The 26,651-nt window shown below is 73.8% G+C and carries 26 protein-coding genes and 1 pseudogene; 7 read left to right on the forward strand and 20 right to left on the reverse strand.

All coding sequences use genetic code 11. The features are described from left to right. Window positions 1-596 precede the first annotated feature (596 nt). Window positions 597-1,868 (reverse strand): MFS transporter, encoded by a 1,272-nt coding sequence (locus tag ACFYVJ_RS27945; RefSeq protein WP_388897228.1) that lies wholly within the window; start codon window positions 1,866-1,868, stop codon window positions 597-599. A gap of 460 nt (window positions 1,869-2,328) precedes the next feature. Between ACFYVJ_RS27945 and ACFYVJ_RS27950 the strand changes: the two genes are divergently transcribed. Both ACFYVJ_RS27950 and ACFYVJ_RS27955 read left to right on the forward strand, forming a co-directional pair. Continuing rightward, window positions 2,329-3,297, forward strand: coding sequence for an SGNH/GDSL hydrolase family protein (locus tag ACFYVJ_RS27950; RefSeq protein ID WP_388896979.1), 969 nt, complete (start codon window positions 2,329-2,331; stop codon window positions 3,295-3,297). Between the two features lie 106 nt (window positions 3,298-3,403). Then, window positions 3,404-4,450, forward strand: coding sequence for a GlxA family transcriptional regulator (locus ACFYVJ_RS27955; protein ID WP_388896982.1), 1,047 nt, complete (start codon window positions 3,404-3,406; stop codon window positions 4,448-4,450). A gap of 126 nt (window positions 4,451-4,576) precedes the next feature. Here ACFYVJ_RS27955 and ACFYVJ_RS27960 read toward each other — a convergent pair. Further along, window positions 4,577-5,353, reverse strand: a pseudogene (locus tag ACFYVJ_RS27960) (NAD(P)H-dependent oxidoreductase); the annotation flags it as partial. A 297-nt stretch (window positions 5,354-5,650) separates the two neighbouring features. Next, entirely contained in the window at window positions 5,651-6,151 is a 501-nt protein-coding gene (locus ACFYVJ_RS27965) for an ATP-binding protein (protein WP_101423985.1), read from the reverse strand. A gap of 426 nt (window positions 6,152-6,577) precedes the next feature. On the opposite strand from ACFYVJ_RS27965, the gene ACFYVJ_RS27970 reads away from it, so the two are divergent. Together ACFYVJ_RS27970 and ACFYVJ_RS27975 are read left to right on the forward strand one after the other, a co-directional pair. After that, window positions 6,578-6,919, forward strand: a complete 342-nt coding sequence (locus ACFYVJ_RS27970) for a helix-turn-helix transcriptional regulator (RefSeq protein ID WP_388896986.1) — start codon at window positions 6,578-6,580, stop codon at window positions 6,917-6,919. Next, the gene (locus tag ACFYVJ_RS27975) at window positions 6,916-7,476 is read left to right on the forward strand and encodes a hypothetical protein (RefSeq protein WP_388896989.1); all 561 of its coding nucleotides are present in this window, start codon (window positions 6,916-6,918) and stop codon (window positions 7,474-7,476) included. Before ACFYVJ_RS27970 ends, ACFYVJ_RS27975 begins: the two co-directional genes overlap by 4 nt. A gap of 76 nt (window positions 7,477-7,552) precedes the next feature. Here the strand turns inward: ACFYVJ_RS27975 and ACFYVJ_RS27980 are convergent, their stop codons facing one another. Beyond that, window positions 7,553-7,969, reverse strand: coding sequence for an STAS domain-containing protein (locus ACFYVJ_RS27980; protein WP_388897231.1), 417 nt, complete (start codon window positions 7,967-7,969; stop codon window positions 7,553-7,555). A 318-nt stretch (window positions 7,970-8,287) separates the two neighbouring features. Between ACFYVJ_RS27980 and ACFYVJ_RS27985 the strand changes: the two genes are divergently transcribed. Further along, a complete protein-coding gene (locus ACFYVJ_RS27985; protein ID WP_125935429.1) occupies window positions 8,288-8,863 on the forward strand; it encodes a sigma-70 family RNA polymerase sigma factor in 576 nt (191 codons plus the stop codon). Then, window positions 8,860-10,041 (forward strand): zf-HC2 domain-containing protein, encoded by a 1,182-nt coding sequence (locus tag ACFYVJ_RS27990; RefSeq protein WP_388896993.1) that lies wholly within the window; start codon window positions 8,860-8,862, stop codon window positions 10,039-10,041. Before ACFYVJ_RS27985 ends, ACFYVJ_RS27990 begins: the two co-directional genes overlap by 4 nt. 158 nt (window positions 10,042-10,199) lie before the next feature. Here ACFYVJ_RS27990 and purU read toward each other — a convergent pair whose 3' ends face one another. The 4 genes from purU to ACFYVJ_RS28010 all read right to left on the reverse strand — a co-directional run bounded on the left by purU (window position 10,200) and on the right by ACFYVJ_RS28010 (window position 14,749). Then, window positions 10,200-11,048, reverse strand: a complete 849-nt coding sequence (gene purU / locus ACFYVJ_RS27995) for a formyltetrahydrofolate deformylase (RefSeq protein ID WP_388896996.1) — start codon at window positions 11,046-11,048, stop codon at window positions 10,200-10,202. A 21-nt stretch (window positions 11,049-11,069) separates the two neighbouring features. Beyond that, the gene (locus ACFYVJ_RS28000; protein WP_018839458.1) at window positions 11,070-11,507 is read right to left on the reverse strand and encodes a hypothetical protein; all 438 of its coding nucleotides are present in this window, start codon (window positions 11,505-11,507) and stop codon (window positions 11,070-11,072) included. 89 nt (window positions 11,508-11,596) lie between these two features. Next, on the reverse strand, window positions 11,597-13,174 hold the full coding sequence (locus ACFYVJ_RS28005) for a hypothetical protein (RefSeq protein WP_388896999.1): 1,578 nt from the start codon (window positions 13,172-13,174) through the stop codon (window positions 11,597-11,599). 39 nt (window positions 13,175-13,213) lie between these two features. Next, window positions 13,214-14,749 (reverse strand): transcriptional regulator, encoded by a 1,536-nt coding sequence (locus ACFYVJ_RS28010; protein WP_388897002.1) that lies wholly within the window; start codon window positions 14,747-14,749, stop codon window positions 13,214-13,216. A gap of 193 nt (window positions 14,750-14,942) precedes the next feature. Between ACFYVJ_RS28010 and ACFYVJ_RS28015 the strand changes: the two genes are divergently transcribed. Then, window positions 14,943-15,638 carry a bifunctional DNA primase/polymerase gene (locus tag ACFYVJ_RS28015; protein ID WP_388897005.1) on the forward strand — a complete coding sequence of 232 codons (696 nt, stop codon included), beginning with the start codon at window positions 14,943-14,945 and terminating at the stop codon, window positions 15,636-15,638. A 24-nt stretch (window positions 15,639-15,662) separates the two neighbouring features. On the opposite strand, the gene ACFYVJ_RS28020 is transcribed toward ACFYVJ_RS28015, so the two are convergent. The 12 genes from ACFYVJ_RS28020 to ACFYVJ_RS28075 form a co-directional block, all read right to left on the reverse strand. Beyond that, the gene (locus tag ACFYVJ_RS28020) at window positions 15,663-16,103 is read right to left on the reverse strand and encodes a MarR family winged helix-turn-helix transcriptional regulator (RefSeq protein WP_388897007.1); all 441 of its coding nucleotides are present in this window, start codon (window positions 16,101-16,103) and stop codon (window positions 15,663-15,665) included. After that, window positions 16,100-16,480, reverse strand: a complete 381-nt coding sequence (locus tag ACFYVJ_RS28025) for a hypothetical protein (RefSeq protein ID WP_388897010.1) — start codon at window positions 16,478-16,480, stop codon at window positions 16,100-16,102. The genes ACFYVJ_RS28020 and ACFYVJ_RS28025 overlap by 4 nt, the downstream gene beginning before the upstream one ends. A 70-nt stretch (window positions 16,481-16,550) precedes the next feature. Continuing rightward, complete coding sequence (locus tag ACFYVJ_RS28030) at window positions 16,551-19,595, reverse strand: BTAD domain-containing putative transcriptional regulator (protein WP_388897013.1); 3,045 nt, start codon at window positions 19,593-19,595, stop codon at window positions 16,551-16,553. 330 nt (window positions 19,596-19,925) lie between these two features. Further along, entirely contained in the window at window positions 19,926-20,294 is a 369-nt protein-coding gene (locus tag ACFYVJ_RS28035) for an SH3 domain-containing protein (RefSeq protein WP_388897016.1), read from the reverse strand. Between the two features lie 201 nt (window positions 20,295-20,495). Then, window positions 20,496-20,990: a TadE/TadG family type IV pilus assembly protein gene (locus tag ACFYVJ_RS28040; protein ID WP_388897019.1), complete on the reverse strand. Its 495-nt coding sequence runs from the start codon at window positions 20,988-20,990 to the stop codon at window positions 20,496-20,498. Next, window positions 20,987-21,382, reverse strand: a complete 396-nt coding sequence (locus tag ACFYVJ_RS28045) for a TadE family protein (protein WP_101426515.1) — start codon at window positions 21,380-21,382, stop codon at window positions 20,987-20,989. Before ACFYVJ_RS28045 ends, ACFYVJ_RS28040 begins: the two co-directional genes overlap by 4 nt. 113 nt (window positions 21,383-21,495) lie before the next feature. Next, window positions 21,496-21,999: a TadE family protein gene (locus tag ACFYVJ_RS28050; protein WP_388897021.1), complete on the reverse strand. Its 504-nt coding sequence runs from the start codon at window positions 21,997-21,999 to the stop codon at window positions 21,496-21,498. Between the two features lie 30 nt (window positions 22,000-22,029). Continuing rightward, a complete protein-coding gene (locus tag ACFYVJ_RS28055) occupies window positions 22,030-22,278 on the reverse strand; it encodes a hypothetical protein (RefSeq protein ID WP_388897023.1) in 249 nt (82 codons plus the stop codon). Window positions 22,279-22,316: 38 nt separating this feature from the next. Continuing rightward, window positions 22,317-23,261 carry a type II secretion system F family protein gene (locus tag ACFYVJ_RS28060; RefSeq protein WP_388897026.1) on the reverse strand — a complete coding sequence of 315 codons (945 nt, stop codon included), beginning with the start codon at window positions 23,259-23,261 and terminating at the stop codon, window positions 22,317-22,319. Continuing rightward, window positions 23,261-24,181, reverse strand: a complete 921-nt coding sequence (locus ACFYVJ_RS28065) for a type II secretion system F family protein (RefSeq protein ID WP_388897029.1) — start codon at window positions 24,179-24,181, stop codon at window positions 23,261-23,263. Before ACFYVJ_RS28065 ends, ACFYVJ_RS28060 begins: the two co-directional genes overlap by 1 nt. Window positions 24,182-24,187: 6 nt before the next feature. Beyond that, a complete protein-coding gene (locus ACFYVJ_RS28070; protein WP_388897032.1) occupies window positions 24,188-25,504 on the reverse strand; it encodes a CpaF family protein in 1,317 nt (438 codons plus the stop codon). Beyond that, window positions 25,501-26,616, reverse strand: coding sequence for a hypothetical protein (locus tag ACFYVJ_RS28075; protein ID WP_388897035.1), 1,116 nt, complete (start codon window positions 26,614-26,616; stop codon window positions 25,501-25,503). The genes ACFYVJ_RS28070 and ACFYVJ_RS28075 overlap by 4 nt, the downstream gene beginning before the upstream one ends. Window positions 26,617-26,651 lie beyond the last annotated feature (35 nt).

Consider the following 26,651-nt stretch of genomic DNA (forward strand, 5'->3'; position numbering starts at 1 on the left):
TACGCCGCTTCAAGGGGCGCCGCTCCCTCCGGGCCACCCATAGCCGCCGGTCTTTCGGGCCGGAGTCCGGTGTCAAGGGTGGGGCGAAGCCCCATCGCGAAGCGACGCTCCTCGCAGCGAAGCGGAGAGGAGCGCCCTTGACACCGGACGCAGGCCCGCACACTCAAGAGACGGGTGGCCCGGTGGGAGCCCCTGCGACGCCCTTCTCCCTTCGCCGCCACCCCCGTACGCCGGCTCCCCTGACGGAGCGTCGCCACCCCGACGCCGTACCCCCGTACCCGGTCCGCACAGACACGACGTACCAGCTCAGCGTCCTGCTGCCCCCCGCGTTGTCAGACCAGGCGCATACCCTTGGGCGGGCGTGAGGGCACGAGTGGGCCGATCACGAGCAGCCAGTCGCTTCGACGGGCGTGAGGGCACGAGCGGGCAGCCAGTCGCATCGGCGGACTTGAGCGCACAAGCAGGCCGACGAGCGGGCAGTCACCGGCCAACGGCCCGATCACGAGCAGTCAGTCACCGGCCAACGGCCCGGCAGCTCCTACACCGCAGCTCCTACGTCGGCGCTCCTCCGCCACCGCTTCCTACGCCACCGCTTCCTACGCCGCGGCCCGTACCGGCGCGTCCTCGCGTCCTTGCCTCAGGACCAGCGACATCATCGCCGCCAGCGCGCACAGCCCGCCCGACGCCAGCCACACCATGTCGTACGAGCCGGTGACGTCGCGTGCCACGCCGCCGAGCCAGGCGACGAGGGCGGCGCCGATCTGGTGGGAGGCGAGGACCCAGCCGAAGACGATGGCGCTGTCGTCGCCGAAGTGCTCGCGGCAGAGCGCGAGGGTGGGCGGGACGGTGGCGACCCAGTCGAGGCCGTAGAAGACGATGAAGAAGATCATCGGCGGGTGGATCGAGGGGCCGAGGAGCAGCGGCAGGAACATGAGGCTGAGGCCGCGGAGGCCGTAGTAGACGGCGAGCAGGCGGCGGGCGTCGTAGCGGTCGGTGAGCCAGCCGCTGGCGATGGTGCCGATGATGTCGAAGATGCCGACGAGCGCGAGAAGCGAGGCGGCGGCGGTCATGGCCATGCCGTGGTCGTGGGCGGAGGGCACGAAGTGGGTGCGGATGATGCCGTTGGTGGACGCGCCGCAGATGGCGAACGCGCCGCAGAGGAGCCAGAACGTACCGCTGCGGGAGGCGTCGCGCAGGACGCGCAGTGCCCGGCCCGCCGCGCCGCGCTGGGGCGGGGGCTTGGGGACGAACTCGTCGGAGCCGTAGGGGGCGAGGCCGACGTCGGCGGGGTGGTCGCGGAGCAGGAGCCAGACGAAGGGGATGGCGGCGGCGGAGACGAGGGCGACGGTGACGGTGGCCGGCCGCCAGCCGTGGGTTTCCACGACCCAGGACAGCAGGGGGAGGAAGACGAGTTGTCCGGAGGCGGTGGCGGCGGTGAGGAGGCCGGTGACGAGGCCCTTGTGCTTGACGAACCAGCGGTTGGTGACGGTGGCGGAGAAGGCGAGGGCCATGGAGCCGGTGCCGAGGCCGATGAGGAGGCCCCAGTAGAGGATCAGTTGCCAGCTCGCGGTCATCCAGTGGCTGAGCAGGGCGCCCGTGGCGATCATCAGGAGGGCGACCGCCACCACGCGGCGTATGCCGAAGCGGTCCATGAGGGCGGCGGCGAAGGGGGCGGTGACGCCGTACAAGGTCAGGTTGACGGAGGCCGCGAGGCCGATGGTGCCGCGGGACCAGCCGAACTCGTCGTGCAGGGGGCCGATGAGCAGCCCGGGGAGGGCGACGAAGGAGGCGGCGGCCACGACCGTCACGAAGGTGACCGCGGCGACGAACCAGGCACGGTGCACACGCCATGTGGCGGGGCGCTTCAGCGGCGCGGGCGCACCGGGCTCGTTCCCGGCCTCGGTCCCGGCCTCGGTCTGGATCTCGGTCTCGGTCCCCGTCTCGGTCTGGGGCTCGGTTCGTGCGGAGGGCGTCGATGGCTGCGTCACCTGTCGAGGATGGCCCGGGGAGAACGCACGAACGAGTGGCCCGAGGGCCAAGGTATGCAAGGATCGGGCCAAGGCCACGGGGGATCGAGAACCAGACAGCCGCCCACGGGACACGTGTCCGGCCGCGAGCCTCCAGACGATCAGATCACGCCCCCCGCTGCCCAAGTGCCGCGCCAGGGCGGTCATCAACCGGCGCCATCCGGTCGACACACCGAGGCCCCTCACCCACAAAGACGTAACCCCCACAGGCTACTTGTCACTGTCCGTATTGGATCTAGTGCATTCAGTAGCGATCTTCGTAGGGTCAGAACGACATCAACGACGTATCCCTGGAGGATTCGTGGCCCGTTTTCGCACTCGTCTGGCCCTGCTCGGCTCGGCCGCGGCCCTCGCCGCAGGCGCGGTCGTCCCCGCGCAGTTCGCCGGCGGCCAACCCGCCGCCGCGGCCGAGGAGCAGCAGTGGATCGCCCTGGGTGACTCGTACACCGCCGGAGTGATCCGCGCCGCGGGCGACACCTTCGAGGTCCCGCGCGACGGCTGCGAGCGCACCGACCGGTCCTACCCCCAGGTCGTCGACCGCGACCTCGGCGGTCTCTTCGAGCTGACCAACGTCAGTTGCGGCGCAGCCACCGTCGAGAACGTGACGGACACGCCCCAGCATCCGATCGGCCGCCACCTGCCGCCCTTCTCCGATGACCCCGACTACCCCTTCCCCGCGGTCCCCCCGCAGTCCGAGGCGGTGGGCCCCGGCACCGACGTCATCACCGTCGGCGTGGGCGGAAACACCCTCGGCTTCGCCGACATCCTCGCCAAGTGCCCGCAACTGGGCGGCGAGAGCGAGGGTGCGGGCACCCCGTGCAAGGACGCCTTCGGCGCCGGCATCACGGCCCGGCTGGACAAGGTGAGCCAGGAGTACGACCGGATGCTCACCGTGCTGCACGAGCGCGCCCCGCACGCGAAGATCCTGGCGGTCGGCTACCCCACCATCGTCCCCGAGGACACCTCCAAGTGCGGCTTCGGCGACCTGACGCAGTTCGGCACGATCACCCAAGGTGACCTGGCATGGCTGCGCCAGGACGTCCTGGAACCCCTCAACAAGGCCATCGAGAAGTCGACTGGCACACAGGAGGCCGCCGGCTTCGTCGACCTGTACCCCTCCTCCCAGCACCACAGCGTCTGTGATGACACCAAGTGGGTCGAAGGCTTCGTGACCCTTCCCGACCAGCTCTCCTTCGTGCATCCCAACGCCCTCGGCCACCGCAACGCGGCCGACCACGTCGAAGAGGCGATGCTGAACACCCTCGGCTGACCGGCACCCCGCACCCCGGCACCCCGCACCTAGGCACCTCGGCACCTCACACACCTCGCCCCCCGGAGCTTGTGGCCCGGGGGGCGAGGTGTGTGAGGATTGGGCCATGAGTTTCGTGCAGCGGTCGGCCGCCGGGCAGGGCGCGGCCTCGGTGGCCGTGTTCCGGCATCCGGAGCGGCATCCCGTCGCGGTCTTCGTACGGCACGGGATGCTGCCGATCGAGCTGGGGATCGTGCACCGGCTCTTCGGGCGGGCCAGGAGTGCGGCCGGGGATCCGTTGTACGAGGTCGTGACCTGCACGGTCGCGCCGGGTGAGGTGCGTACGGACGCGGACGTGACGATCAACGTGCGGTACGGGGCGGAGGCGCTGGCCCAGGCCCGTACCGTGATCGTGCCCGCGTCGCACGAGGCGGACGAGGCGTACACGCGCGGGCGGCTGCCGGCGGAGCTTGCGGGTGCGCTGGCGTACGTGCGGCCGGGGACGCGGCTGGCGTCGATCTGCACCGGGGCGTTCGTGCTCGCCTCCGCCGGGCTGCTCGACGGGCGGCCGGCGACGACGCACTGGGCGTCGGGGGACCGGTTCCGGGCGCTGTTCCCGAAGGTGCGGTTCGACCCCGACGTGCTGTACGTGGACGACGGCGACGTGCTGACGTCCGCGGGGGTGGCCTCCGGGGTCGACCTGTGCCTGCACATGATCCGGCACGACCACGGCTCCGCCGTGGCCAACGACGTGGCGCGGCGCACGGTCGTGCCGCCGCACCGGGACGGCGGGCAGGCGCAGTTCGTGCGGCGGCCGGTGCCGGAGCCGGCGGTGTCGACGACGGCGAAGGCGCGGGCGTGGGCGCTGGGGCGGCTGCACGAGCCGCTGGCGCTGCGGGACTTGGCGGCGTGCGAGTCGATGTCGGTGCGGACCTTCACGCGGCGGTTCCGGGACGAGGTGGGGATGAGCCCGGGGCAGTGGCTGACGGTCCAGCGGGTGGAGCGGGCGCGGCAGTTGCTGGAGGACACGGACCTGCAGGTGGACCGGATCGCGACGGACGCGGGCTTCGGCACGGCGGCGTCGCTGCGCCAGCACATGCAGACGGCGCTGGGCGTCTCACCGAGCGCGTACCGCCGCACCTTCCGCGCGGAGTCGGACGGCGCGGTCGCCTGAGGCGGGAGTGCCGCCTGAGGCGGGGACGCCGGCCGGGGCACCGGCCGCCCGCGGCGGGGCCGCGGGGCTGTCAGCGGGGCGGCCTACCCTGGGGTGGGTGTGCGGGGAAGTGGGGGGAGTTGCCTGGGGGTTGGGCGGGCGGCTGGTGTGGATGGTCAAGCCCCGTTCGCCTGGCGCCTGTTCCGGGCTCAGCGTCAGCTCCTCGTCGTAGTCCCCTCCCCGCTCCGGGCGGTAGGGCAGCGGCGCCGTCGTCCACAGGTCCCGCAGCCGGTCCGCCAGCTCCGACGCCACCCGCGGGTACGCCTCCCTCGTCAGGCGGTCCGCGCCGTAGACGACGAACGGCGGCAGCGGTGCCATCCCCGTGTAGAAGAACGTCCCGTGGTGCAGCGGCCACAGCACCTCGTCGATGTGCCCGTGGATGCCCCGCGGGCCGAAGCTCGCCTCCCGCGCGCCGACCGACGTGACCACCAGCGCGCGCCGCCCCGCGAGCCCCCCGTCCCCGTACCGCCGCGTCCCGCCCTCCGCGTCCTTCACCTTCGACGCCAGCCCCTGCACCAGCACCCGGTCGAACCACCCCTTCAGGATCGCCGGCGGCCCGAACCACCACAGCGGGAAGTGCACGACCAGCGCGTCCGCCCACGCCAGCTTCTCGTGCTCGGCCGCGATGTCGGGGCTCACCGTCCCCCCGCGCCAGGCGTCCTCCTGGGCGTCGCCCACCAGGAAGCGCCCGGCCCCGTCCCCCGCGTAGTCGTCCGGGTCCAGGACCGCCTTGAAGCCCATGGCGTACAGATCGCTCTGTCGGACCTCGTGCCCCGCGGCGCGCAGCGCGCGGATGCCGTCGTCGCGGAGCGCGGCGTTGAGGGAGCGGTGTTCGGGGTGGGCGAAGAGCCAGAGGATGTTCATGCTTCGAGCTTCGCGCCGCTACGGGCCGGGGACGAGAGCCGTATCGCCATCATTCGCAAGAATCGCGCCACCCGCGCGAGAGAGGTCGAGTGGCGGCGCGCCCGTGCAACCCCGAGCCCTGCACGGCGAACCGCCACCCGGCATCGGCGGATGGGGACTTACGCCGGATGCGCGACCCGCCTTCGCCAAGGGCGTCCGACCGGCCGGCAACCCTCGGCGTCCCCTCACGACGAATCGCTGCCCACCAGGGTGATCAGGCCCGTACGACTCGTCAACACCTGTTCCGCACCGGAGGTGTCACGTGCTGTTCGTGCCGGCGCGTGCGTGTTCGTGTGCGCCCGCGAAGAGCGCGCCGTCCGCGCCGTCCGCGCGCTCCCCCGGCGGCGGGGCGAAGGCGCAGGCGCGGTCGATCTCGCACCAAATGACCTTGCCGAATCCTTCCGCCTGCCACCCCCAGCGGTCGGCGATGGCGTCGACCAGCTCCAGCCCCCGGCCGTGCGTCTCGTACTCCTGCGCCCGCCGCTGCCGCGGCGGGGCGGCGCAGGTGTCGACGACCTCCACCCGGTACGGGCCGCAGTCCGCGGCAGACGCGGGGAGGGCGAGGCGCAGCTCGGCGGGGCGGTCGGTGTGGACGACGGCGTTGGTGACCAGCTCGGAGACGAGCATCACCAGCGACTCGGCGTACGGCTCGTCGGCCGTCACCCCGGTCCACGCCAGCCGCGCCCGCGTCCACCGCCTGGCCCGGCCGACCTCGACGGGGTCGGGCCACACCTTGAGCTGTACCTGCAGGGTCTGCACCGCTCACACCATCCTCGGGATCACGCTGCGTGATCTCTCTGCCGTCCAGGATGATTGACGTAGCGTCACGACAACAAGCGCTTCGGGCATATCCCAGCGCGAAAGAGTGCGCGTGCGGCATACTGTGCGACGCTCGCGCCCGACGGTCGAACGCCGGTCAGGCGTCGACCACTCATGCTGCTGTGACCTTGCACGAGTCCGGCAATTCCGCAGCGCCCCGGCCACCGATTCGCGGGCCGCGGGTCCGTGTCGCCGCATGACAACTCGCACCCGATGAAGGGTAGTGGAGTCGGGGCCGACTTCGTTGCGTAACGGCAGAGTTCCCCCAAGCGTGTTGGGGCTCTGCCCAGTTTCGGCACTCTCCGTAGTCGAATCGCTGGATCCCCGCTCTTGCGCCGGCGACCCTCGATGTATAACTTCTTATACATGAGCGAGCAGGTCCACAACAGACTGGCGGTGATCCGCGCGGAGCGGAGCGTGTCGCGGAAGCAGTTGGCCGACGCGGTGGGTGCGCACTACCAGACGATCGGGCACATCGAGCGCGGGCAGTACAACCCGAGCCTCGACCTCGCTCTGCGCATAGCGGAGTACTTCGAACTGCCGGTGGAAGTGCTGTTCGCCCTCCGGCCGTTCCGCCCGCTCAGCGACGAGCTGTACGGGGCGGACAGGACACAGGGGAACCACAGCAGGAACCACGACGGGAACCACGACCGGAACCACGGCAGGGACGACCACGAGCACGGCAGCGCAGACAGGGGAGCACGATGAACCAGCCCACGACCGAGCGCCCCCGCGGGGGCGCGAAGCAGGCCACGACCTACGACCGCACCATGTTCCGGGTCATGAACGACCCCGCCGGTCGCCCGGTGTTCGCCACCCCCGGACGGCGCCGCGCCGCCGTGGGGGCGCACGTGGCGCTCACGGGCGCGACCCTGACGTGCGTCACCCTGCTCTACGCCCTCGACGACGCCTGGCTCATCGCGCCGTTGGTGGTCCTGCTGATCCTGTGGATGGTCGCCACCGGCGTCCTGAACGGCGGCACGCGCGGCCTGCTTGAGCTGCGTACGCGGATGCTCGACGAGCGGCAGCTCGCCGACCGCGACCGCGCCGGAGCCGTGGCGCACCGGGCGGCGACGGCGCTGCTGGCCGTGGCGGCGGCGGTGTTCGTGCTCGCCGGGGCGGTGGGCGCGGACGGGCTGCCGGGGGTGCCGGCGGTGTGGGTGCTGGTGTACGCGGTGGCGGTGGTGTGGCTGATGCCGCTGTGGGTCGCCGGGCTCCAGGCGCGCGACGAGCCCGCGGAGGAGGCCGACTTCGAGGAGGCGTGAGGGGATACGGGTGACGGGTGGCGATGGGCAGCCGGCGGTACGGGCCTTCAGCGGCGCGTACGCCCCGCTCCCCCGGCTACGCCGACAGCGGCTCCGCCGTGCCGCTCGTCGCGTCGTCCACGTCCGCGTACACCGCGAACAGCCGCCGTACGCCCAGCGCCGCGAACACCCGGTTCACATGCGCCCCGCCGGACACCGTGGTCCCCGAGACGCCCCCGGACGCGCCCGCCGCGCCCACCCCGCCGTCCGCCGGCAGGATCAGGCGGAACTCGCCCCCGCAGGAACTCAGCAGCCGGCGCGCGGCGATGAGCACGCCGACGCCGCTGGAGTCGCAGAAGCGGACCGCGGAGAGGTCGAGGACGAGGCGGCGGCGGCCCTCGGCGACGGCGTCGTGCACGTGCTGCCGCACGCGGGGCGAGGTGACCAGGTCCAGCTCACCGCAGACCCACAGGACGTACCAGTCGCCTCGGTTGTCGGTGGTCACCTGCAGCAAAGACACCCGGTCGCTGTCCTTCCCTCGCCCGTCAGTCTGTCGTGCCCGCTCGCCTGCCCGATTCGCTCAGCCGCAATCCGCTGTGTTGCACGTGTCACCTGCTGTGCCCACAGCACACAAGATGAAACACCGACCCTATGCGCAATCGCCCCAGACGTCCCCCGCATTCCGGTCAGCACCGGATAACCGTTGGCAATTCGTTGCCTTCTGTTGCGCGTCATGCGGTACAGATAACGCTCCTGGGGCGTACGCCCCCACTCTCCGGCGCTACATTCGTTGGCACCGGTAACCAGGGGGCGGGCGACGGATGGGGGGCGCATGGCGCACGGCACCGGACCGCACGGCACCGGACAGGGCGCCGTCCCGCCGCGCTGGAACCGCAAGATGCAGCAGCGGCTCGCGCGCGGCGAGGCCGCGGCGCTGAGCGAGCTGTACGACCGCTTCGCGCCCCTCGTCTACGGCCTCGCGCAGCGCGTGCTGGAGAACGAGGAGGAGGCGAACGGCGTGCTGGCCGAGGTGTTCTCGTACGTCTGGCAGCACCCCGACGCGTACGACCCGAAGCGCGGCCAACTGCGCTCCTTCCTGGCGGGCCTTGCGCACAAGCACGCCGTGCGGCGGCTGCGCTGGGCGGTGATCCAGGCGGGTGCGGCCGGGGAGATCGAGGACAGCGAGGAGCGCATCCGCGCCGTCTCCGCGGCCGCCCGCGCCGACTACATCGTCACGTCCATGCCGGAACCGCAGCGCGCCGCGCTGGAACTGGCGTACTTCAAGCGCCGCGACTACCGCCAGACGGCCGAGGAACTCGGCGTGTCGCCCGACGAGGCGCGCCGCCGACTGCGCCTCGGGCTGCAGATGCTCGCCACCGCGCACACCGAGGCCGGGCGGCCTTCATGATCATGGGCCCCTACGACCACGGCCGGCTGAAGTCCCTGCTCGGCGCGTGGGCGCTGGCGGCCTGCGCACCCGAGGAGACCGCCGCCGTAGAGGCGCACTTGACCGACTGCGCGCCCTGCGCGGACGAAGCGCTCCGGCTGCGCGATGCCGTACGCCTCCTGCACCCGCACGACAACCTCGACATGGACCCCTCGCTGCGCAGCCGGGTGCTGGAGCTGTGCCTGACGCGGCGGATGCCGGGGATCCCGATGCCGGCCTGGTCCGTGCCGTACGACGCCGAGGCGGCCCGGCTCGACGCGCTGCTGGCCGACATGAACGAGGCGGACTGGGGCGCTCCGGTCCAGCTCGCCTGGTACGACGGCGACCGGCCCGCGGTCCGCGAGACGTCGGTGGCCGGTGTCATCGGCCATCTCCTGGCCGTGGACGGGCTGCTGGCGCTCGCGCTCGGCCTCCCCGACCCGCTGGCCGCGGACGCGCCCGCCGCCGGGACCCACCCGCGCACGGTCGCCTCCCCCGCCGAGCGCACCGAGGCGCTGTGGCGGGTGGCCGGCTCGTCGTACGCGGAACAGCAGTCGCTCGCCCGGGAGTTCCGGCGCAAGCACGCGAGCAAGATGCGCGGGGAGTGGCGGGACCAGACGTACAAGCTGATACGGACCGCGGGGTTCGCCGGCAGCGGCGTCGCCGACGTGCAGGTGCCGTACGGCGGCGGGGCCTCGCTGCCGCTGCGCGACGCCTTCCTGGACCGGGCCTTCGAGTGCTGGATGCACGCCTGGGACATCGCGGAGGCCGTGGACTACCCGTACGTGCCCCCGACGCCCGAGCACATGCACCGCATGATCGACCTGGCGGCGCGGCTGCTGCCGCAGACCCTGGCCGACCGGCGCCGCTCGGGGCGCGCGGCGCCGCCGCGGACGCTGGTGGCCGCGGGGACGCCGGGGCGCACGCTGCACCTGGAGATCGAGGGCAAGGGCGGCGGGAACTGGTACCTCCCGCTGGACTCGCCGGCGGCGGTCGCGGGCCCCGAGCGGGCGGTGGCCCATGTGGCGCTGGAGGGCCTGGAGTTCTGCCGGCTGGCGGCGGGGCACGTGTCGCCGGCGGAGGCGGCGGTGGGGCGCGACGGGGAGCGCGAGGCGGTGGAGGACTTCCTCTACGCGACGGCGTCGCTGTCGCGGCTGTAGGGGCCGCGGGGCGGGGCAGGGCCTGCCGGGGCGGCGGAGGCGCGCGGGGCTGTCGCGGGCGCCCGGGGCGGCTGCGGGCGCGTACGGCGCCCGCAGCGGCATACGGCGCCAGCAGCGGCGTACGGGAGCGCGGACCGTACCGCGCGAGCGCGCAGGAGCTACGCGAAGACCACCGTGCGCGTGCCGTTCAGCAGCACCCGGTGCTCGCTGTGCCACTTCACTGCCCGCGCCAGCGCCTGGCACTCCACGTCCCGGCCGACCGCCACCAACTGCTCCGGCGTCACCTCGTGCCCGACCCGCTCGACCTCCTGCTCGATGATCGGGCCCTCGTCCAGGTCCGCCGTCACGTAGTGCGCGGTGGCGCCGATCAGCTTGACCCCGCGCGCGTGCGCCTGGTGGTACGGCTTCGCGCCCTTGAAGCTCGGCAGGAAGGAGTGGTGGATGTTGATGATCCGCCCCTCCAACTGCTTGCAGAGGTCGTCGGAGATCACCTGCATGTAGCGCGCGAGCACCACCAGCTCGACGTCCTCGGCCCGGACCAGCTCCAGCAGCTTCTGCTCCGCCTCCGCCTTGGTGTCCCTGGTGACCGGCACGTGGTGGAAGGGGATGCCGTAGGAGCCGACCAGCTCCTCGAAGTCGGTGTGGTTCGAGACCACGGCCGCGATCTCCACCGGCAGCGCGCCGATGCGGGCGCGGAACAGCAGGTCGTTCAGGCAGTGCCCGAACTTGCTGACCATGAGGAGCACCCGCATCTTCGTGCCCTGCTCGTGGATCTGCCACTCCATCGCCCACGACTCCGCCACCGCGGCGAAGCTGGCCCGCAGCTTGTCGACGTTCGCCTGCGGCTCGGCGGAGAAGTGCACCCGCATGAAGAACAGGCCGGTGGTGGGGTCGCCGTACTGCTGGCTGTCCTCGATGTTGCAGTCCGTCATGAAGAGATAACTGGAGACTGCATGCACGATGCCCTTTTTGTCCGGGCAGGACAGCGTCAGTACGTACTCGCTCATGGGCCTACGATCCCACACCCGTCAGGCGGCGCCCGTCATGATCGCCAGCACTTCGAGGGAGCGCGGCGGGGCGTCCGGGTCGTCACCGTCGTTCTCCGCGAGCCGCACGTGCGCCTCGCGCGCCGCGCGCACGGCCTCCGGCCACGCGTGGTTCTCCATGTACGCGGTGACCGGCGAGTCGGCGCCGACCTGGTGCATGATCCGCAGCACGCGCAGCACGGCGACGTCGACGAGCGCGGCCTCGCGCGAGTCGCGGAAGATCGTCCCGACGTACTTCTCCGCCGACCAGTTGTCCAGCCAGGTGTCCTCGACGAGGCGGTAGACGGCGTCGGTGACGTCCCCGTACCCCGCCGTCCCCGCCGCCCAGTACTCCCGCTGGAAATCCTGGTCGGAGAGCATGTGCAGCGCGGAGCGCACATTGGCGCGCCAGCGCCACCACGGCATGTCGTTGATGGGCATGGGCACCATGGTGGAGTAACGGCGGTCGCGGCGGGAAGCCCTTTCACCGACGGGACCGCCGGCGGCCTTTCCGGTGCCGTTCGCGGGGCTCACAGTTGCGTCGCCTGGCGCTGCGTGAGGCCGTACTCGTCCGCGATCGGGTTCCAGAGCCCGGCCGCCTCCTCCTTGGCGGTGGTGGCCTCGCCGCTGGCGCTGTTGCCCGCCGACAGGTGGTTCCCGCCGCCGCCGCAGCCCTTGCCGCGCTTGGCGGCGTCGGCCCAGGCGGCGTAGTGGTCGTCGGCGGAGGCGCTGGCGTTCCAGGCGTCGGTGAGCGAGCGCGTCAGGTCCTCGTGCGACGGGAGCTCGTCGACGCTCAGGTCCGAGAGCCGGGTGACGAGGTCGCGGCGCTGGCCGGCCGCGTCGCGCAGGTCCTTGGCGGCCTTGCCGAGCGCCTTGCACTCGCGGATGTTCGCGACCGAACCGATCACCGCGTCGCGGCTGTCGTTGCTCTCGGCGAGCAGCGCGTCCAGCTCCTCGGCCTGCGCCTTGGCGGGGTCGTCCTTGACCGGCTTCTCGCCGCCGTCGTCCTTGCCCCCGTCGTCCTTGCCACCGCCCGGGTCCTGGTCGGCGCTGGCGCTCGGGGTGGCGCCGCTGGCGGTGTCGCCGCCGCCGTCGCCGCTGCTGAGCAGCCAGCCGGCGGTGATGCCGACGGCAGCGCAGGCGGCGGTGCCGATGGCGATGGCGGCCCAGCGGGGGATGCCGCCGCGGCGGTCGTCGTCCCCGTCGTAGTAGCGGCCGCCGCCGCCCGGGCCGCCGCCGTTGCCGTACGGGCCGGGGGGCGGGCCCGCGGGATGGGCGGCGGGCTGCTGGGCGCCGTACGGGGGCTGGTGGCCGCCCGCCGGGGCACCGCCGGGGCGGACCGGGGGGAGCCGCTGCGTGGCGCCGGGGTCGCCGCCGGGGGCGCCGGGTCCGCCGGGGCCCTCGCGGAACAGGCCCTCGAACTGCGTGTGCACCGGCGCCGCGTGGCGGCGCGAGCGCGGGGAGTCCTCGTCGAGGCCCGGGGGCGTGAACGGCGGCTGGGCCGGGGGCTGCGCGGGCGGGGCGCCGGGGTGCGCGGGCGGCTCGACGGCGGCCTGCGGGTCGTAGCCGCCGGGCCGGGGGGCGTCGAACTGCCCCGGGAGCGAGGGGATGAGCTGGGTGGCGTCGGAGTCGTCCCCGGGTCTCTGCTGCGATGCGGCGGCGATCGGCGGTATGAGCTGGGTCGCGGCCGCGTCGTCGGCGACGCCCGGCGGCGGGCCCGCGGGCGGCTGGTGCGGGGGCCCGCCGTACGGCGGCCGGGGCGCGGCACCGGGGTGGCCCGTGGCGGCGGCGGCCTCCGGGCCGCCGAGGGCGCCGGGGCCCGCGGGGGCGCCCGGCACGCCCGCCGCTCCCGGGGAGGCCGGGAGCGGCCAGGGCTGCTGGCCGGCCGGCGGGGCGGCCGGCGGCCGCGGGCGCTCCGGGCGGTTGCCGAGGTGACGTATCTGCTGCGTCGACTCGTCCTCGGTCTCGGCGGCTGCCGCGGCCGGGGACGGGTCCTGGGCCCACCACGGCTCGCCGCCCGGGGGCGGCCCGGCGCCGTCCGACGCGGGGGGCACCGCTCCCGCGCGCTCCTCGCGCCGGGGCTCGCTGCCGTGTCCGTCGTGGGTCAACGGGACTCCTCATGGGTACGGACTCTGACCGTCCGGACACTACCTGCTCGGTGCCGCGGTGAGCCAAGAGCCCAGCCCATGGCACCGGGCGGTGAACTCCCGCACCGCGGGCTCGGCCTCGTACGGCTCCAGGCTCCGCGCCAGCCGCGCCAGTTCGGCCGCCGCCCGGCCGGAGGCCAGCCCGTCGAGCAGCCGCAGCGCCCGCGCGCCCGTGCGGCACGCCTGCGCGGGCTCCCGCCGCCCGCTCTGCGCCCGGGCCAGCGCGACGAGCGCCAGGCAGCGCAGCCGCGCGGAGGACTCCGGCAGCCCGGCGAGCGCCTCCTCCGCGCGCCGCTGCGCGGCCTCGTAGCGGCCGAGTTCGAGCAGGGCGCAGGCCAGCTCGTAGGCCAGGGCGGGGCGGCCGAAGCGGGCCAGCCAGGCGGGTTCGCGCCCGCGCGCCGGGGCGCGCGCGGGATCCTGCACGCCGGCCGCCGCACTGGTCGCGCCCGCCGCCGCGGCCGTGCTCACGGCACCCGGCGCGGTGGGCGCGCCGGCGCCGGCTGCCGCGCCCGGCGGGCGCGTTCCGCCCGACTCCGCCTGCTCCATCGCGGCCCGCGCCCGTCCGGCCGCCTCCCGGAACGCGGCCTCGTCGCCCAGCCCCGCCGCGCCCCGCGCCTCGGCGGCGCTGAACAGCGCCTCGGCGCGCGGCGGCACGCGGTCGCGGGTGCCCTCGCGTGCCGTACGGGCCAACTGCACCACCTCCCTGTGGTTGCCCAGCGCCGCGGCCAGCCGGCTCATGCCGGCGGCCAGGACGTAGCCGCCGAAGGCGCGGTCGCCCGCGGCGTCGGCGAGGCGCAGGGCCTGGACGTAGTAGCGCTGGGCGACGCCGGGCAGGCCGGTATCGGCGGCCATGCCGCCGGCCAGCTCGGTCATCCGGGCGGCGGCGGCGAGGAGTTCGCGGCCGGTGGCGTCGTCGTAGCGGCCGGCGAGCAGGCCGGAGACGACGGAGTTGAGGTAGTGCACCGTCACCGGCCGGTAGTGGCCGCTGCCGTACCGGCGGTCGAGGGTGGCGAGGGTGGCGGTGGTCTCCCGTACGGCGGTCACGTCGGTACGGGTCACGGCCCGGCCCGAGGTACGGGCCAGCGGCGGTCCTGGCGCGCTGATCAGCCAGTCGCGGCTGGGCTCGACGAGCGCGGAGGCCACCGGGGTCGCGCGGGTCAGCACTTCGCGCCGGCCCACGTCGGCGCGCCACAGCTCGCAGACCTGCTCGACGGCGGCGGTGACGGTCGGGGCGTAGATGAGCCCCAGGGCGGTGCCCGAGTGCCGGGAGTCGGCCATGCCGACCTCGTCCAGGGTGACCGCGCGGCCGAGCTTGCGGCCCAGCGCCTCGGCGATCATCGCGGGCGCCTGGCCGCGGGGGCGCTGACCGCGCAGCCAGCGGGCCACGGAGGTCTTGTCGTAGCGCAGGTCGAGGCCGTGTTCGCGGCCGCACATGTTGACGCGGCGGGCCAGCCCCGCGTTGGAGCAGGCTGCCTCTTCGATCACCACCTGAAGTCGTACGTTCGGCGTGCGTGCCTCGATTGGCCTGGCGGCCATGGGTAGTCCTCCCTCAGGGGGCCGTGCGCGGCCGGTTCCTGGCAGAACCGACAGGACGATCATTTCCCGCGAAATAACCGGAAAACGCCATGCTCCCTCCCCGCGCATCCGTGCGCCCCGCTGCCGGAACGTTGCTTCGGGAGAACCCTCCGAGGGCCCGTAACCCCTGCTCACGGCTGGAGTTGAGCCGTTCGTGAAGGAGACCCTGGGAGCAGAGGCGACGCACGTACCCCGACAAGAGAACCCGCGCGAGCAGAGCGAAGAACTGCTGTCCGCAGCGCTGCAGTACGCGGAGGACCGGCACTGGGACGTGGTGCCGGGCACATGGCTGGAGACCGGCGAGGGGGCCGGCGCACCGCGCTGCTCCTGCGGCGACACGGCGTGCCACGCGCCGGGCGCGCACCCCGCGCGGCGCGACTGGAAGGCAGCCGCAACGGCCAGCGCCACCACCCTGCGCCGCATGTGGTCGAAGCACCCGCGGGCGGCCGTACTGCTGCCCACCGGACGGGCGTTCGACGTGGTGGACGTGGCGGAGAGCGCCGGCTGCCTGGCGCTGGCCCGGCTGGAACGGGTGCGCACGGAACTGGGCCCGGTGGCGGCGACGCCGGACCGGCGGATGTACTTCTTCGTCCTCCCGGGCGCCACCCCGAAGGTGATCGACGGCCTGCACGCGCTGGGTTACGCCTCGTCGGCGGCCCTGGACCTGGCGGTACGCGCCGAGGGCGACTGGGCGGCGGCCCCGCCGACGCGGTTCGCGACCAGCGGTCCCGTGCAGTGGATCCGGCGGCCGACGGTGTCGAACGCGTACCTGCCGGACGTGGCGGAGTTGATCAGCACGCTGGCGTACGCCTGCGGCCGCGAGCGCGTAGGCGCACGCCGGAGCGCGTAGGGCCGGGGACCGGCGACCGGGGGTTCAGCCGTCCAGCGCGTAGGACCGGTCCAGCAGGTCGGTCATGGCCTTCCGGAAGTCGTGGCGCCGCTGCTCGCTCCAGCCCTCGGTCAGCCGGTCGAAGACGTCCTCCTGCCAGCGGTGCGCGCTCTCCAGCATCGACCGGCCACCGGGGGTGAGCCACGCCTGGCGGCGCCGGCCGTCGGCGCCGGACGCCCGCAGGGTCAGGTACCCGGCCGCGGTCGCGCTCTTGATCAGGCGTGAGGCGCCGCTCTGGTCGATCCCGATCTCGTCCGCGACCGCGTTGACGGTCGCGGGGAGCCCACGCTCGGCGAGGGCGTGGACCGCCTCGGTGACATGCACGAGCCGCCCCTGCCCGGCCTCGCCGCCGGCACCCGCCGTGGCCCGGCGCGACCAGTGCCGGACGAAGCCGAACAGCACCTGGCCAGGACCCTGCCCGGTCACTCGGACGCCGCCATCTCGCGGCAGATGTAGGCCAGTTCGAGCGCCTGCCCGAGGTCCGGCAGCCGCAGCGAGGCGGTCACCTTGCCCCCGGACACGCGGAAGACGGTCGCCACGCGGGTGGGAGCCGTGCTCCCGGGCCAGGTCGCGTCCTCCTCGACCACCATGAGCCGTTCGCTGACCGGGTGCCACGACCGCGGGACCAGCCGGATCCCGGAACTCTCGACCCACTCGGCGAACTGCCCCGGCGTGATGGGGCCCGCCCCCTTCGGCCCCAGGACCACCACCGGATCGCCCACCGCCCGCGCCGACCGCCGCGGGTCCTTGTCGTTCACGCTCGCGTGCCACTCGCCGATGGCCTCTTCCAGAGTCGATTCCATACGGCAACTGTATGCGAAACGCATACGTCTCTGCGCGGTGCGGCGGCGCACCGCCCGGCGCACCGGCCCGCTAGCTCGCCGCCCCCGCGGTGCCCGCCTGGGTGCGCCAGGCCGGGAGGAGTTCGTCCAGCAGGGCTTCCGTGCGGGGCGGCAGGCCGCGGGCGCCGTGGAGGGCCGCCGAGCGGTCCAGGAGGTCGGAGGCGGTGGCCTCCAGGCGGGCGGTCTCGCCGGTGGCGTGGACCGCGCGCAGGAGTTCGTTCCACAGCCGCTCGTCCGCCGGGGCGACGACCAGCGCCGCCTGCACCGCCGCCACCGCGCCGTCCGCCTGCCCCGACTCGCGGCGCAGCGCGGACAGCGCCAGCCCCGCGTCGGCGACGAGCAGCGGCAGTTGGGCCTCCACGATCTCGTTCGACAGCCAGCCGTACCGCCCCTGCGGCCGGTCCGCGAGCAGCGGGCCCGCGGCCAGCGCCAGCGCGTCGTTCAGCAGCCGCTCGCGCGTCTGCGGGCTCGACTGCCGCGTGGGGTCGGTCGCTTCGAGGTGCAGCGTGCGCAGCACGTCCCAGTCGGAGACGACCGACGTGGACAGCGCCAGCCGCCCGTCCGCGTCCGGCGCGAGCCGCGCCGCGCCCGAGGGGTCCCGGCCCAGCCAGGTGACCAGCCGCTCCACGAAGGCGTCGCGCACGTCGTCGGTCACGCCGCGCGGCCACAGCGCCGCCGCGAGCACCTGCGGGTGCACGCCCTCGCGGTGGAACAGCAGCAGCGCCAGCGCCTCCCGCAGCAGCGGGCTGCGCTCGCCGTCCGGCTCGGTGAGGCCGATGACCTCGTACGAGCCGAGCAGCCGCGCGTACACCGCGGGCCGGCCCTGCTCCGACAGGTCCACGGTGAAGCCGACCTCGCCCGCCGCGCGCGTGACCGAGATCCCGCGCCCTTCCGTGCCGCTGGTCGCCGCGCCCTCGACCTCCACCTGCGAGAACAGCTCGACCAGCGCCTCGTGCTGCTCCTGCGGCAGCCGCTGCGCGGCCAGCTCCAGGCCCAGCAGCGGGGCGCGCAGCCGGCCGTCGCGGGTGATCTCGAACTCCCAGGACGCGCCGGCCAGTTCCTCCTGGCCGGTACCGACGAGGTAGCCGATGCCCAGGCGCGACGAGCCGCCCGCGAGGTGCGCGAGCCGGTCGGCCTCGGCGGCGGTGGGCTCGGTGGCGACGATGACGAGGTGCGGCGCCCACTGGGTCCGGCCCGCCTGGCCGGCGCGGCCGGTGAGCACGCTGTCGTGGCCGGCGTTGCCCAGCGCGTTGGCGCGCTGCGCGGACTCGGCCTCCATGACCTCGATGAGCGCCGGCACGTCCTCCAGGTACCGCACGCGCGTCGGCGCCAGCTCCGTCAGCCGCTCGCCGAAGCCGACGACGGTCACCGACATCCGGTCCGACCACCCGTTCGTGGCCAGCTCAGCGGCGATCGACGACAGCACCGCGAGCCGGTCGGCGGGCGCGCCCTTGACGGCGGCGATGCCGGGGACGGCCTCCAGGTTGAGCAGCAGCCTGGCCTCCTCGCGGGTGCCGAGGCTGGCGAGTCCGGGGTACGGGGCCGCCGCGTCGTCGGCCTCGTCGGGCTGCGGGTAGCTCTCGATGTCGGCGCGGTCGATGCGCCAGAACGTCTGGTCCTGCCCGGTACGCCACGGGGCGGGCGGCTCGCCCGCCACGCCCGCCAGTTGCAGGTACATGTCGGCGTCGGTCAGCCAGGCCGCGTAGATCGTGGGCAGCGGGCGGGCGGCCTCGGTGAGCGAGGCGGACAGCCCGCGCAGGGCGCGGTCGAGGAACCGTACGCCGCCGGGGTCGGCGCCGACGAGCAGCGCGTCGCGGGCGAGCGCGGCGCGCCCGGTGGGCTCCGCGCCCGTACGGCCCGCGCCGCCGGACTGGAACGCCGCCTGCCACAGCGCCTGCCGGCGCCGCCGGCTCAGCGCGCCGAGCACGCCCGCGGCGAGCAGCGGCGCGGCGATGAGCACCTCGGGCAGGCCGATGCCGCCGCCGTCGCTCTGCACCTCGGGGGCCGCCTGGTCGCCGCGGTCGGCGCCGGCGTCGCCGCCGTCGCTCTCGCGGGTCGGGATCTGCTGGACCGACTGCTCCCCGCCGCGGTCGCCGGAGTCGCGGTCGACGGCGGGGGTGTCGGGCACCAGGCGCTCACCGCGGCCGGAGGTGGCCTGCCGGTCGTCGCCGCCCGAGCCGCGCTCGTCGAGCGTGGGGCTGGACTTGTCGTACTCGTTGATCTGCTCGGCCTCGGACTTCGACACCTCGTTGCGCTCGTCGGGCATCTCGACCAGGTCGCCGCCGTGCGCGTCCGCGGGCATCTCCATGATCCAGCCGGGGCGGATCAGGCTGGCCTGGCTGAGCTTGGAGCCGTCGGGCTGGATGCGGTCCTTGTTGAGCTGGTAGATCTCGCCGTAGCGGCGGCCGTCGCCGAGGTGCCGTTCCGCTATCTCCCACAGCGAGTCGTGGTGGCGGCCCTCGGGCGGCTGGATGCGGTAGAACTTCGTGTCCCGCTCTGCCTGTTCGCGGGTGTCCTTCCGCACCTCGCCGCCGGCGCCCTGGCCGCGCGGGGTCTCGACGTCCACGGCGGGCCTGGCGGTGTCGACCTGCTGGCCGGGGGTCTGCTGGGCGGCGGCGACCGGCGGCGGCTTGTGCTGGTCGAGCTGCTGGCCGAGCTGGGAGAGCCCGGGCGCGAAGCTGGCGGCGCCGGCGGTGAGCAGCAGCACGGCGGCGACGAGCTGGCGGGCGAGCGCCTGGCTGGCGCCGGAGCCCGGCACCCGGCCCGGCATGCCCATCCCGGAGACGGCGGCCTTGGCCTCGACGAGCACGCAGGCGGCGAACTGCGCCCAGGCCAGCCAGACGACGACCGCGAAGACCTTCAGGAAGACGTCGGCGGTGACGTCCTCGTTGAGCATGCTCACGGAGGGGGCGGAGTCGGGCAGCGGCCAGCCGATGAAGTAGGCGAGCGCGCCCGGCACGCCGACGACGAGAACGACGAGCGCGACGAAGGCGAAGAACGCCCTGACGACGTCGCCGAAGGTCCTGCGCCGGATGCGTACCGGTACCGGAGTCCTGTTCGCACTGCTGCGTGCCATCGCTGGTCCTGAGCCCTCCCGGTAGCCGCGGCGCGGACCGCGGCCCCCCTGATGCGCGCGCTGCGCGCGCAGGCCGCTGGGCGGCGTCCCCGTACTTGCCCACCTGACGTTACCGAAGGCCGATTTGGGGGTCGAGCCCAGACAGGTGACTGCATCGTCACGACCTCGTCACCGCGGCCGTGCAGCGTACGGCACCGTGCCATCCTCGGGCCGCCCCGGGGCCCCTCCGGGCTCCCCGCCCCCGGGCCCGCGCACGGCAAGGCCGCCGGTGCCGCCCCGCGTTCTGCGGTGCGGCCCGGCGGCCCGCGGTACGGGCGGCGCCCGCGGAGGTCAGCAGAAGGGGATGTGGTCCACGTTCTTGACCCAGCGCGCGGCGATGAAGCCGTTGTGGGAGCCGATCTTGTACCAGAGGGAGTTGCCCCACACGTCCTGGCCCTCGACCTTGCAGTCGATCCAGACGATCTCGCCGCGCGGGATGAACCCCTTCTCGTGCGAGGCGGTGGTGGGCTGCGAGCGGATCAGGACGCCGGGCTTGGCGATCACCACGCCGCGCTGCGAGACGTTCCAGTCGTCTTCCCAGGTCTTCATGGCGGGCGCGTGGCCCGTCGTCGTGGTGGCCGCCACCGGGGCCGCGCCCAGCAGCCCCAGCGCCATGGCTCCGGTGGCGAGCGCGACGGCGGTCTTCTTTCTCTTCAGCACAGATGCCCCTTGACAGTCGATCGGAGTGAGGCGGTCGCCTCGTTCCGGTTTGTATGACTATCTGACCGATGTCCGGGATCTAGCTCACCGAAGAGGGCCCATTTCCCCCGATTGGCAGGACGGCCTCCCGCGTACGGCCCACATCCCCGGCCGCGGCGCCCGCCGCCGGCCGGGTGTCTCCCCGTCCCGTACCGGCGCGGGCTACGGCTCGCCGACCTCCGTGCGGGGCTCGGCGTGGGCACTGCCGGTGGCCTCCAGGGGGCCGCTGAGAGCCAGGCCCGTGAGCAGCGGGCGGTAACTGAGGACGATCTCGACCTCGACGAAGCGGGCAGTCGCCTTCGTGCACGTCGCGGACTCGACGTCGCCGTTGTGGACCGTCACGTGGGACATGAACTCCTGGACCCGGCTGTTGCAGTTCTCGTGCCGGATCGGCGCCTCCAGTTCCGTCTGGCCCTCGTACAGCGCTTCCTTGTCGGTGTCCTGCGCCGCGTACCGCGCCGCCTGCTCCGCGATGTCCGCCGCCCGTTCGCGCTGCGAGATCGCCAGTCCGCCGTCGACCACGAACGCCGCCAGCGCCATGAACAGGAACGCGAAGATGATGACCGCGCCCGCGCCCGAGCCCCGGTCGTCCAGCTTCCGCACCCGCGCGGCCAGGACCGCGCGCAGGTGCGCGGCCGGCACACGTACCCGCCTCATGCCGCCCTCCGGTACGGGTCGAGCGGCGCGGACGAGGTGCCCGTCATCCGCGGGTCGATGTCCAGGCCCAGCATCCCCAGGCCCTTCACCTCGCAGGTCACCTCCACGGTGATGATGTTGCTGGCGGCGCCCGGCTCCGGCGGTGAGAAGTCCCCCGACAGGTCCACGTCCACCGGGCCCTTGCACACGTCGCCCTCCAACTGCGACTCCGCCGCCCGCTGCGCGGCCCGCTGCGCCTCGCCCACGGTGCGCTGGAGGGACGCGGCCCGTACCGCGTCGCGCGCCGCGCCGTCGACCCCGCCGCGGCCGTCGACCAACTGGCCGAAGGCGACGAGGACGAGGATGAACAGGAACATCACCGGGGCGAGGATCACCACCTCGATGGTCGTCACCCCCCGGTCGGACCCGAGGTCCCGGCGCTCCCCCGGCTCCGGGGCCCCCTGCTCCCCCCGGTCGCCGCGCGCCTTCCCCGCCGCGCTCACAGCCATGCGTCCCCCGTCCCCCGTCATCCCAGATCCGGTACGAACCGCTCGATCGGCCCCTCCGACTCCGCCCGCGCCTTGAGGTCGATGAACGGGAAGACGTTGACCACGCTGCCCTCCACCGCCACCCCGACCCGGTCGTCCGCGCCCTCGTACACCCGGATGTCCGGGTCGGTGAGCAGCTTCGGGCCGACCGTGTTCAGCCGCTCCCGCGCCGCCTGCTGGGCCAGGCCCTGCCAGCCGCCCGGGTTCGACTCGGCCGTCCTGCGCGCCTCGCGCGCCCCGTGCTGCGCGGTCGCCTGCGCGACGTGGTCCGCGAAGAAGTACAGCCCGAACTGCACGGTGGCGAAGATCATGAAGTAGAGCACCGGGGTGAGCAGCACGAACTCGACCGCGGACATCCCGCGGTCGCCCCCGCTCGCGCCGTGCCGCCCGCTCCCGGGCCCCGTGTCACCGCCGCCGCCGTCGCCGCGGCAGGCGTCCAGCCTGCGCCGCAGCCACGCCGGTGCCTGTGCCGTTGTCGCCATGATCGTCAGCCCGCCCCGTCAGCCGGCGGCTCAGCAGCCGTCAGCGCCGGCGTTGCTGATGCAGTCCTTGACGTCGTTCGCGCCGTCGGACAGCGCCTGGTTGATGATGACCGCGACCGCGCTGACGATCGCGACCACGATGGCGGAGATGATCACCCACTCCACCGCGGAGGCGCCGCGGTCCAGTTCGCCCGAGCGGGCGCGCTCCACGCGGCCGCGCAGGAAGGTGACCAGGAAGTCGATGGCCGGATTTCCGGTGCTGGTGAAGCGGTTCTTCATGACGTCGTTACGTCCTCTCTGCGTAGTGGGGGGATGACTCAGACCTGCAACACGCGGATCGCCGCGGGATAGACCAGGAAGACCAGGAACCCGGCGCACAGCAGTAGTTGTGCGACGAGCATGGACTGCGACTTCTCGCCTGCCGCCCCCTCGATTTCGGCAAGCTCGCGGTGCCTCATGGTCTCCGCCCTGGCCGCCAGCGACTCGCGCACCTTCGCGCCGTCGTCGGAGACCAGCGCCAGCGACGCCGACAGGTCCTTCAGCTCTTCGATCCCCAGCTCGTCGCCGAGATTGCCCAGCGCCTGCCACTGGCTGGTGCCGGTGATGCGGGCGTCGGCAAGTGCGTTGCGCACCTTACGCAGGGCCCAGCCGTCGCTGATGTCGGCCGCGGCCATCAGGGCCTCGGGCAGGCCGCGCCCGCCCGCCAGGTTCATCGCCACCAGGTCCAGGTACGCGCCCACCACGCGGCGCAGGTCCTTGCGCTTGTCGGCGGCGTCCCTGCGTACCTCCAGGTCGGGCAGGAGGAAGAAGAGCAGGGCGGCGACCAGCGCGAGCCAGACCGGGATGACGGGGTTCAGGCCGAAGCCGGCCACCGAGATCAGCGCGTACACGCCGGGGCCGAAGACCAGCCCCACCGCGGACAGCAGCACCTTCGTGGCCAGGAAGCTCTCCCAGGAGCGGTCGAGCACCGCCAGGTCGGAGCGGAGCGAACGCTGCTCCCAGCCCTGCCGCAGATAGAACTCCGCGGCCCGCTCCCCGACCTGCGCGCGCAGCCCGCCGAAGCGCCCCTCCTCCTGCTGATGCGGCGAGGAGGTCGCCGTCCGGCCGGAGCCGCGGGCGCGCAGCGCGTCGACCCGCGCGACCGTCGCGACCGCGCCGCGGCGGCCGGGCGCGATGGCCCGTACGAGCAGATAGATGCCCAGGCCCATCACCGCGCCGATGACGACGGAGTACGTCAGCGTGTCCGCACCCTGGAACTCCATCAGGAGACCTCCTCACGCGGCCGGACGAAGGCGACCTGCTGCGGCTGCTGCTTCGCGCCGGCCAGGAAGCGCTCCGGCGTCTCGATCGTCGACAGCTTGCGCAGCCACCAGAAGCCGGCCGCGAACAGCCCGCAGACGCAGGCCAGGACCGCCTGGCCGACCGGCGAGCCGTACGGCTCGACGAAGCCGCGGTTGAAGACCGACAGGCCGAGCACGAACGCCACCGAGACGCTGACGACGATCTGCACGCTGCGCCGCGTCGAGGCGCGCTGCGCCATCACGCGCTGGCGCATGTCGACCTCCTCGCGCGCCGACTTCGCCAGCGCGCCCAGCACCTCGCGCAGACCGGGGCCGCGCAGCCGGGCGTTGAGGATCAGGGCGGCGATGATCAGGTCCGCGGAGGCGTCGTCGAGGTCGTCGGCGAGGTGCTGCAGGGCGTCCGGCAGGGGCGTACGGGACCGCAACCGGTCGACCATCGCGTCCAGATGCGGCCGCAGCGCGGGCGCCGCGGCCCTGGCGGACGCCGGAATGGCCTGCTCCAGGCCGACCGCGCCGGCGATCGTGTCGCGCAGCGACTCCGTCCACTGGGCCAGCGCCTCGACCCGCTTCATCGCCATCCGCTCGGCTGCCGCGCCGCCGAAGAGCTTGTCCCAGAACGCCACCAGCACGCCCGTCGCCAGACCGGCGACCGGCCAGCGGGTCAGCAGCAGCACCAGCAGCCCGGCGACCCCCGCGAGCGTCGCCCGCTGGCTGGCGAACCGCACCAGCTCCGCGGCCCGTTCGCCCTGCTGCTCCTTCTCGTGCTCCGGCTTCGCCGGCAGCCCGCGGAGCGCGACGATGAGCAGCGCGATGCCGCCGCCGATCACCGCGCCGGCGAGCAGCCCGTAGCCCATGGTGGCGGAGAAGACCGATCCGTTCATCTGCCGCTACCTCCAATCCCCGCTGGGCTGGTAACCGAACGGAATCAGCTCGTCGATGCAGTGGATCGGCGCGTGCGGGTGCAGCAGGCCGTCGCGGCCCTCCTTGAAGACCTCGGACGACATCACGCGGCCGTCCACGCCGTTGACCTCGCGCACCGAGGTGACCGAGCGCTGGAGGCCGCCGCCCTGGTGGTAGAGGTTGCGCCGCTCGATGAAGACGACGAAGTCGATGGCGCCCGCGACCAGCATCTGGCTGGCCTCCACCGGCAGCCGCTCGCTGGCCTGGAGGGCGTAGGTCGAGATGCGGTTGAACACCTCGGAGGAGCTGTTGGCGTGGATCGTGGACAGCGAGCCGTCGTTGCCCTGCGACATCGCGTTGAGCATGGTGACGATCTCGTCGCCGAGCACCTCGCCGACGATGACGCGCGACGGGTTCATACGGAGCGACCTGCGGACCAGCTCGGCCATCGTGATGGCGCCGTGGCCCTCGGAGTTGGGCAGCCGCTCCTCGAACGCGACCACGTTGGGGTGCAGTTCGGGGAACTGGTCCAGGCCCAGCTCCAGCGCGCGCTCCACGGTGATCAGGCGCTCGGGGGCCGGGATCTCGTTGGCCAGCGCGCGCAGCAGCGTCGTCTTCCCGGCGTTGGTGGCGCCGGCGATCATGATGTTCTTCCGGGCCCGCACCGCGCAGGTCAGGAAGGAGCCCAGCTCCGCGGAGATCGTCGCGTTGCCGATGAGGTCGGGCAGGAAGACCTTGCCGAGGCGGGCGCGGCGGATGGACAGCGCCGGGCGGCGGGTGACGTCCATGACCGCGGAGAGCCGGGAGCCGTCGGGCAGGCGCAGGTCTAGCTGCGGGTTGGCGGAGTCGAAGGGGCGGGAGGAGAGGCCGGAGTAGGCGCCGAGGATCTGGATCAGCTCGACGAGTTCCTCGTCGCTCTCGGCCACCGGGTCGACCTTGGCCTCGCGGCCGTCGGCGTAGCCCACGAAGACGTGGTCGAAGCCGTTGATGTCGATGTTCTCGACCTCGGGGTCGTCCAGCAGCGGCTGCAGCCGGCCGACGCCGAAGAGGGCGGCGTGCACGGCCGCGGCGTACGCCTCCTCGGTCTCGGCGTCGAGGGGCGTGCGGCCGTAGTTGATCTCGGAGCGGGCGTAGTCCTCCAGTATCTGCGCGATGACGGCGCGGGCGAAGTGCCGCTCGTCCTCGGCGGACATGGGGGTGACGCCGGCGAGCTGGTCCTCGTGGCGCTGCCGGGCTATGCGGTCGCCGGCTTCCTGGCGGAAGCGTTTGACGAGGCCGTGGTCTACTGCGGGTCCGCTGCTCATCGGGCGGCTCCATGGCGGGGGCCGGGGCCCTGCGCGGGACCGGGGCCGGGGGTGGCGCCGGGGGCGCCGTAGGCGGGGTGCTGGCCGGGGGCGGCGGGCTGGCCGGGCTGGGCCGGCTGGCCGGGCGCCCCGGGCTGACCGGGGGCAGCGGGGGCGCCGGGCTGACCCGGGGCCTGGGGCTGCTGGGCGTGCTGCGGGACCGGGTGGCCGGGCTGCTGCGGGGCGCCCTGGCCCGTGGCGCCGCCGTACGGTGCCTGCGGGGCCCCGCCGCCGTACGGCGCCTGCGGTGCGCCCGCGGACGCCGGCTCGGCCAGCAGCGAGCTGCCGAAGTGCTGGTGCAGATCGCTGGCGACCTTGCGGATGGACCGGACGAGCATCGACTTCTCCGCGCGCCCGCGCCGCCGCCCCGCCAACTGCTCGGCGCCTGCGATGTCGTCAGCGATCACCCCGAGCACGCGGGCGCCCGACTGCGACGCCGTGAGCATGTCGTTGACCTGCCCGGCGACCTTCGCGGCGCCGGACGGCTCGGTGACCAGCAGCACGCCGATCAGCGGCGTGCCCAGCGCGGCGGCGCCGCGCTGCGTGCCGTGCAGCCTGGCGGACAGGGACGACGCCCGGTCCCGTACCCGCGCGATCTGCTCGGGCAGCGCGCGGGCCACCAGCAGCACCAGCGCGGCGTGCGAGAACAGCTCCAGGGTGCCGGAGTCCACGCCGACGCGGCCGCAGTCCGCGATCACGTCCGCGCCGCCGTGCGGCGACTCGGCAAGCGCGGCGAACGCGCGGCCCAGCGTGGGCCAGAGCCGGGTGAGCCCCGCGGACTGGTCGGAGTTGCCGAGGCCGACGATGACGTCGAGCCCGCCGGACATCGGCTGTGCGTGGTCCCACAACTGCTCCGCCGCGATCCCGCGGCGGGCGGTGGCGGCCAGCGACAGCATGCCGGTGTTCGGGTCGAGTGAGTTGCCGTTCTGCCCGACCGAGCGGTAGACGAGGTCGCCGCCCGCCGGGTCCGCCTCGGCAAGCAGCGCACGCCGGGGCCAGACGGCGGCCAGCGCGACGGCGGTCGTCGTCACGCCGGGCGCGCCCTTGTCGGCCGCGACTGCGATCAGCGCCATGGTGAGTTCCCTCGCTCCCGTGAAGACCCGCTACG

The organism is Streptomyces sp. NPDC004134, from assembly GCF_042874195.1.
Taxonomy (GTDB): Bacteria; Actinomycetota; Actinomycetes; order Streptomycetales; family Streptomycetaceae; genus Streptomyces.

Excerpts from the sequence above, each read along its gene's own strand:
- ACFYVJ_RS28030 (WP_388897013.1), bottom strand. The coding sequence starts at position 19,595 with ATGGCACGCAGCAGTGCGAACAGGACTCCGGTACCGGTACGCATCCGG.
- ACFYVJ_RS27955 (WP_388896982.1), top strand. The coding sequence starts at position 3,404 with ATGAGTTTCGTGCAGCGGTCGGCCGCCGGGCAGGGCGCGGCCTCGGTG.
- ACFYVJ_RS28055 (WP_388897023.1), bottom strand. The coding sequence starts at position 22,278 with ATGAAGAACCGCTTCACCAGCACCGGAAATCCGGCCATCGACTTCCTG.
- ACFYVJ_RS28065 (WP_388897029.1), bottom strand. The coding sequence starts at position 24,181 with ATGAACGGATCGGTCTTCTCCGCCACCATGGGCTACGGGCTGCTCGCC.
- ACFYVJ_RS28075 (WP_388897035.1), bottom strand. The coding sequence starts at position 26,616 with ATGGCGCTGATCGCAGTCGCGGCCGACAAGGGCGCGCCCGGCGTGACG.
- ACFYVJ_RS28040 (WP_388897019.1), bottom strand. The coding sequence starts at position 20,990 with ATGAGGCGGGTACGTGTGCCGGCCGCGCACCTGCGCGCGGTCCTGGCC.
- ACFYVJ_RS28000 (WP_018839458.1), bottom strand. The coding sequence starts at position 11,507 with ATGCCCATCAACGACATGCCGTGGTGGCGCTGGCGCGCCAATGTGCGC.
- ACFYVJ_RS27975 (WP_388896989.1), top strand. The coding sequence starts at position 6,916 with ATGAACCAGCCCACGACCGAGCGCCCCCGCGGGGGCGCGAAGCAGGCC.
- purU (WP_388896996.1), bottom strand. The coding sequence starts at position 11,048 with ATGAGCGAGTACGTACTGACGCTGTCCTGCCCGGACAAAAAGGGCATC.
- ACFYVJ_RS28060 (WP_388897026.1), bottom strand. The coding sequence starts at position 23,261 with ATGGAGTTCCAGGGTGCGGACACGCTGACGTACTCCGTCGTCATCGGC.
- ACFYVJ_RS28025 (WP_388897010.1), bottom strand. The coding sequence starts at position 16,480 with ATGGAATCGACTCTGGAAGAGGCCATCGGCGAGTGGCACGCGAGCGTG.
- ACFYVJ_RS28010 (WP_388897002.1), bottom strand. The coding sequence starts at position 14,749 with ATGGCCGCCAGGCCAATCGAGGCACGCACGCCGAACGTACGACTTCAG.
- ACFYVJ_RS28050 (WP_388897021.1), bottom strand. The coding sequence starts at position 21,999 with ATGGCGACAACGGCACAGGCACCGGCGTGGCTGCGGCGCAGGCTGGAC.
- ACFYVJ_RS27985 (WP_125935429.1), top strand. The coding sequence starts at position 8,288 with ATGGCGCACGGCACCGGACCGCACGGCACCGGACAGGGCGCCGTCCCG.
- ACFYVJ_RS28070 (WP_388897032.1), bottom strand. The coding sequence starts at position 25,504 with ATGAGCAGCGGACCCGCAGTAGACCACGGCCTCGTCAAACGCTTCCGC.
- ACFYVJ_RS27970 (WP_388896986.1), top strand. The coding sequence starts at position 6,578 with ATGAGCGAGCAGGTCCACAACAGACTGGCGGTGATCCGCGCGGAGCGG.
- ACFYVJ_RS27990 (WP_388896993.1), top strand. The coding sequence starts at position 8,860 with ATGATCATGGGCCCCTACGACCACGGCCGGCTGAAGTCCCTGCTCGGC.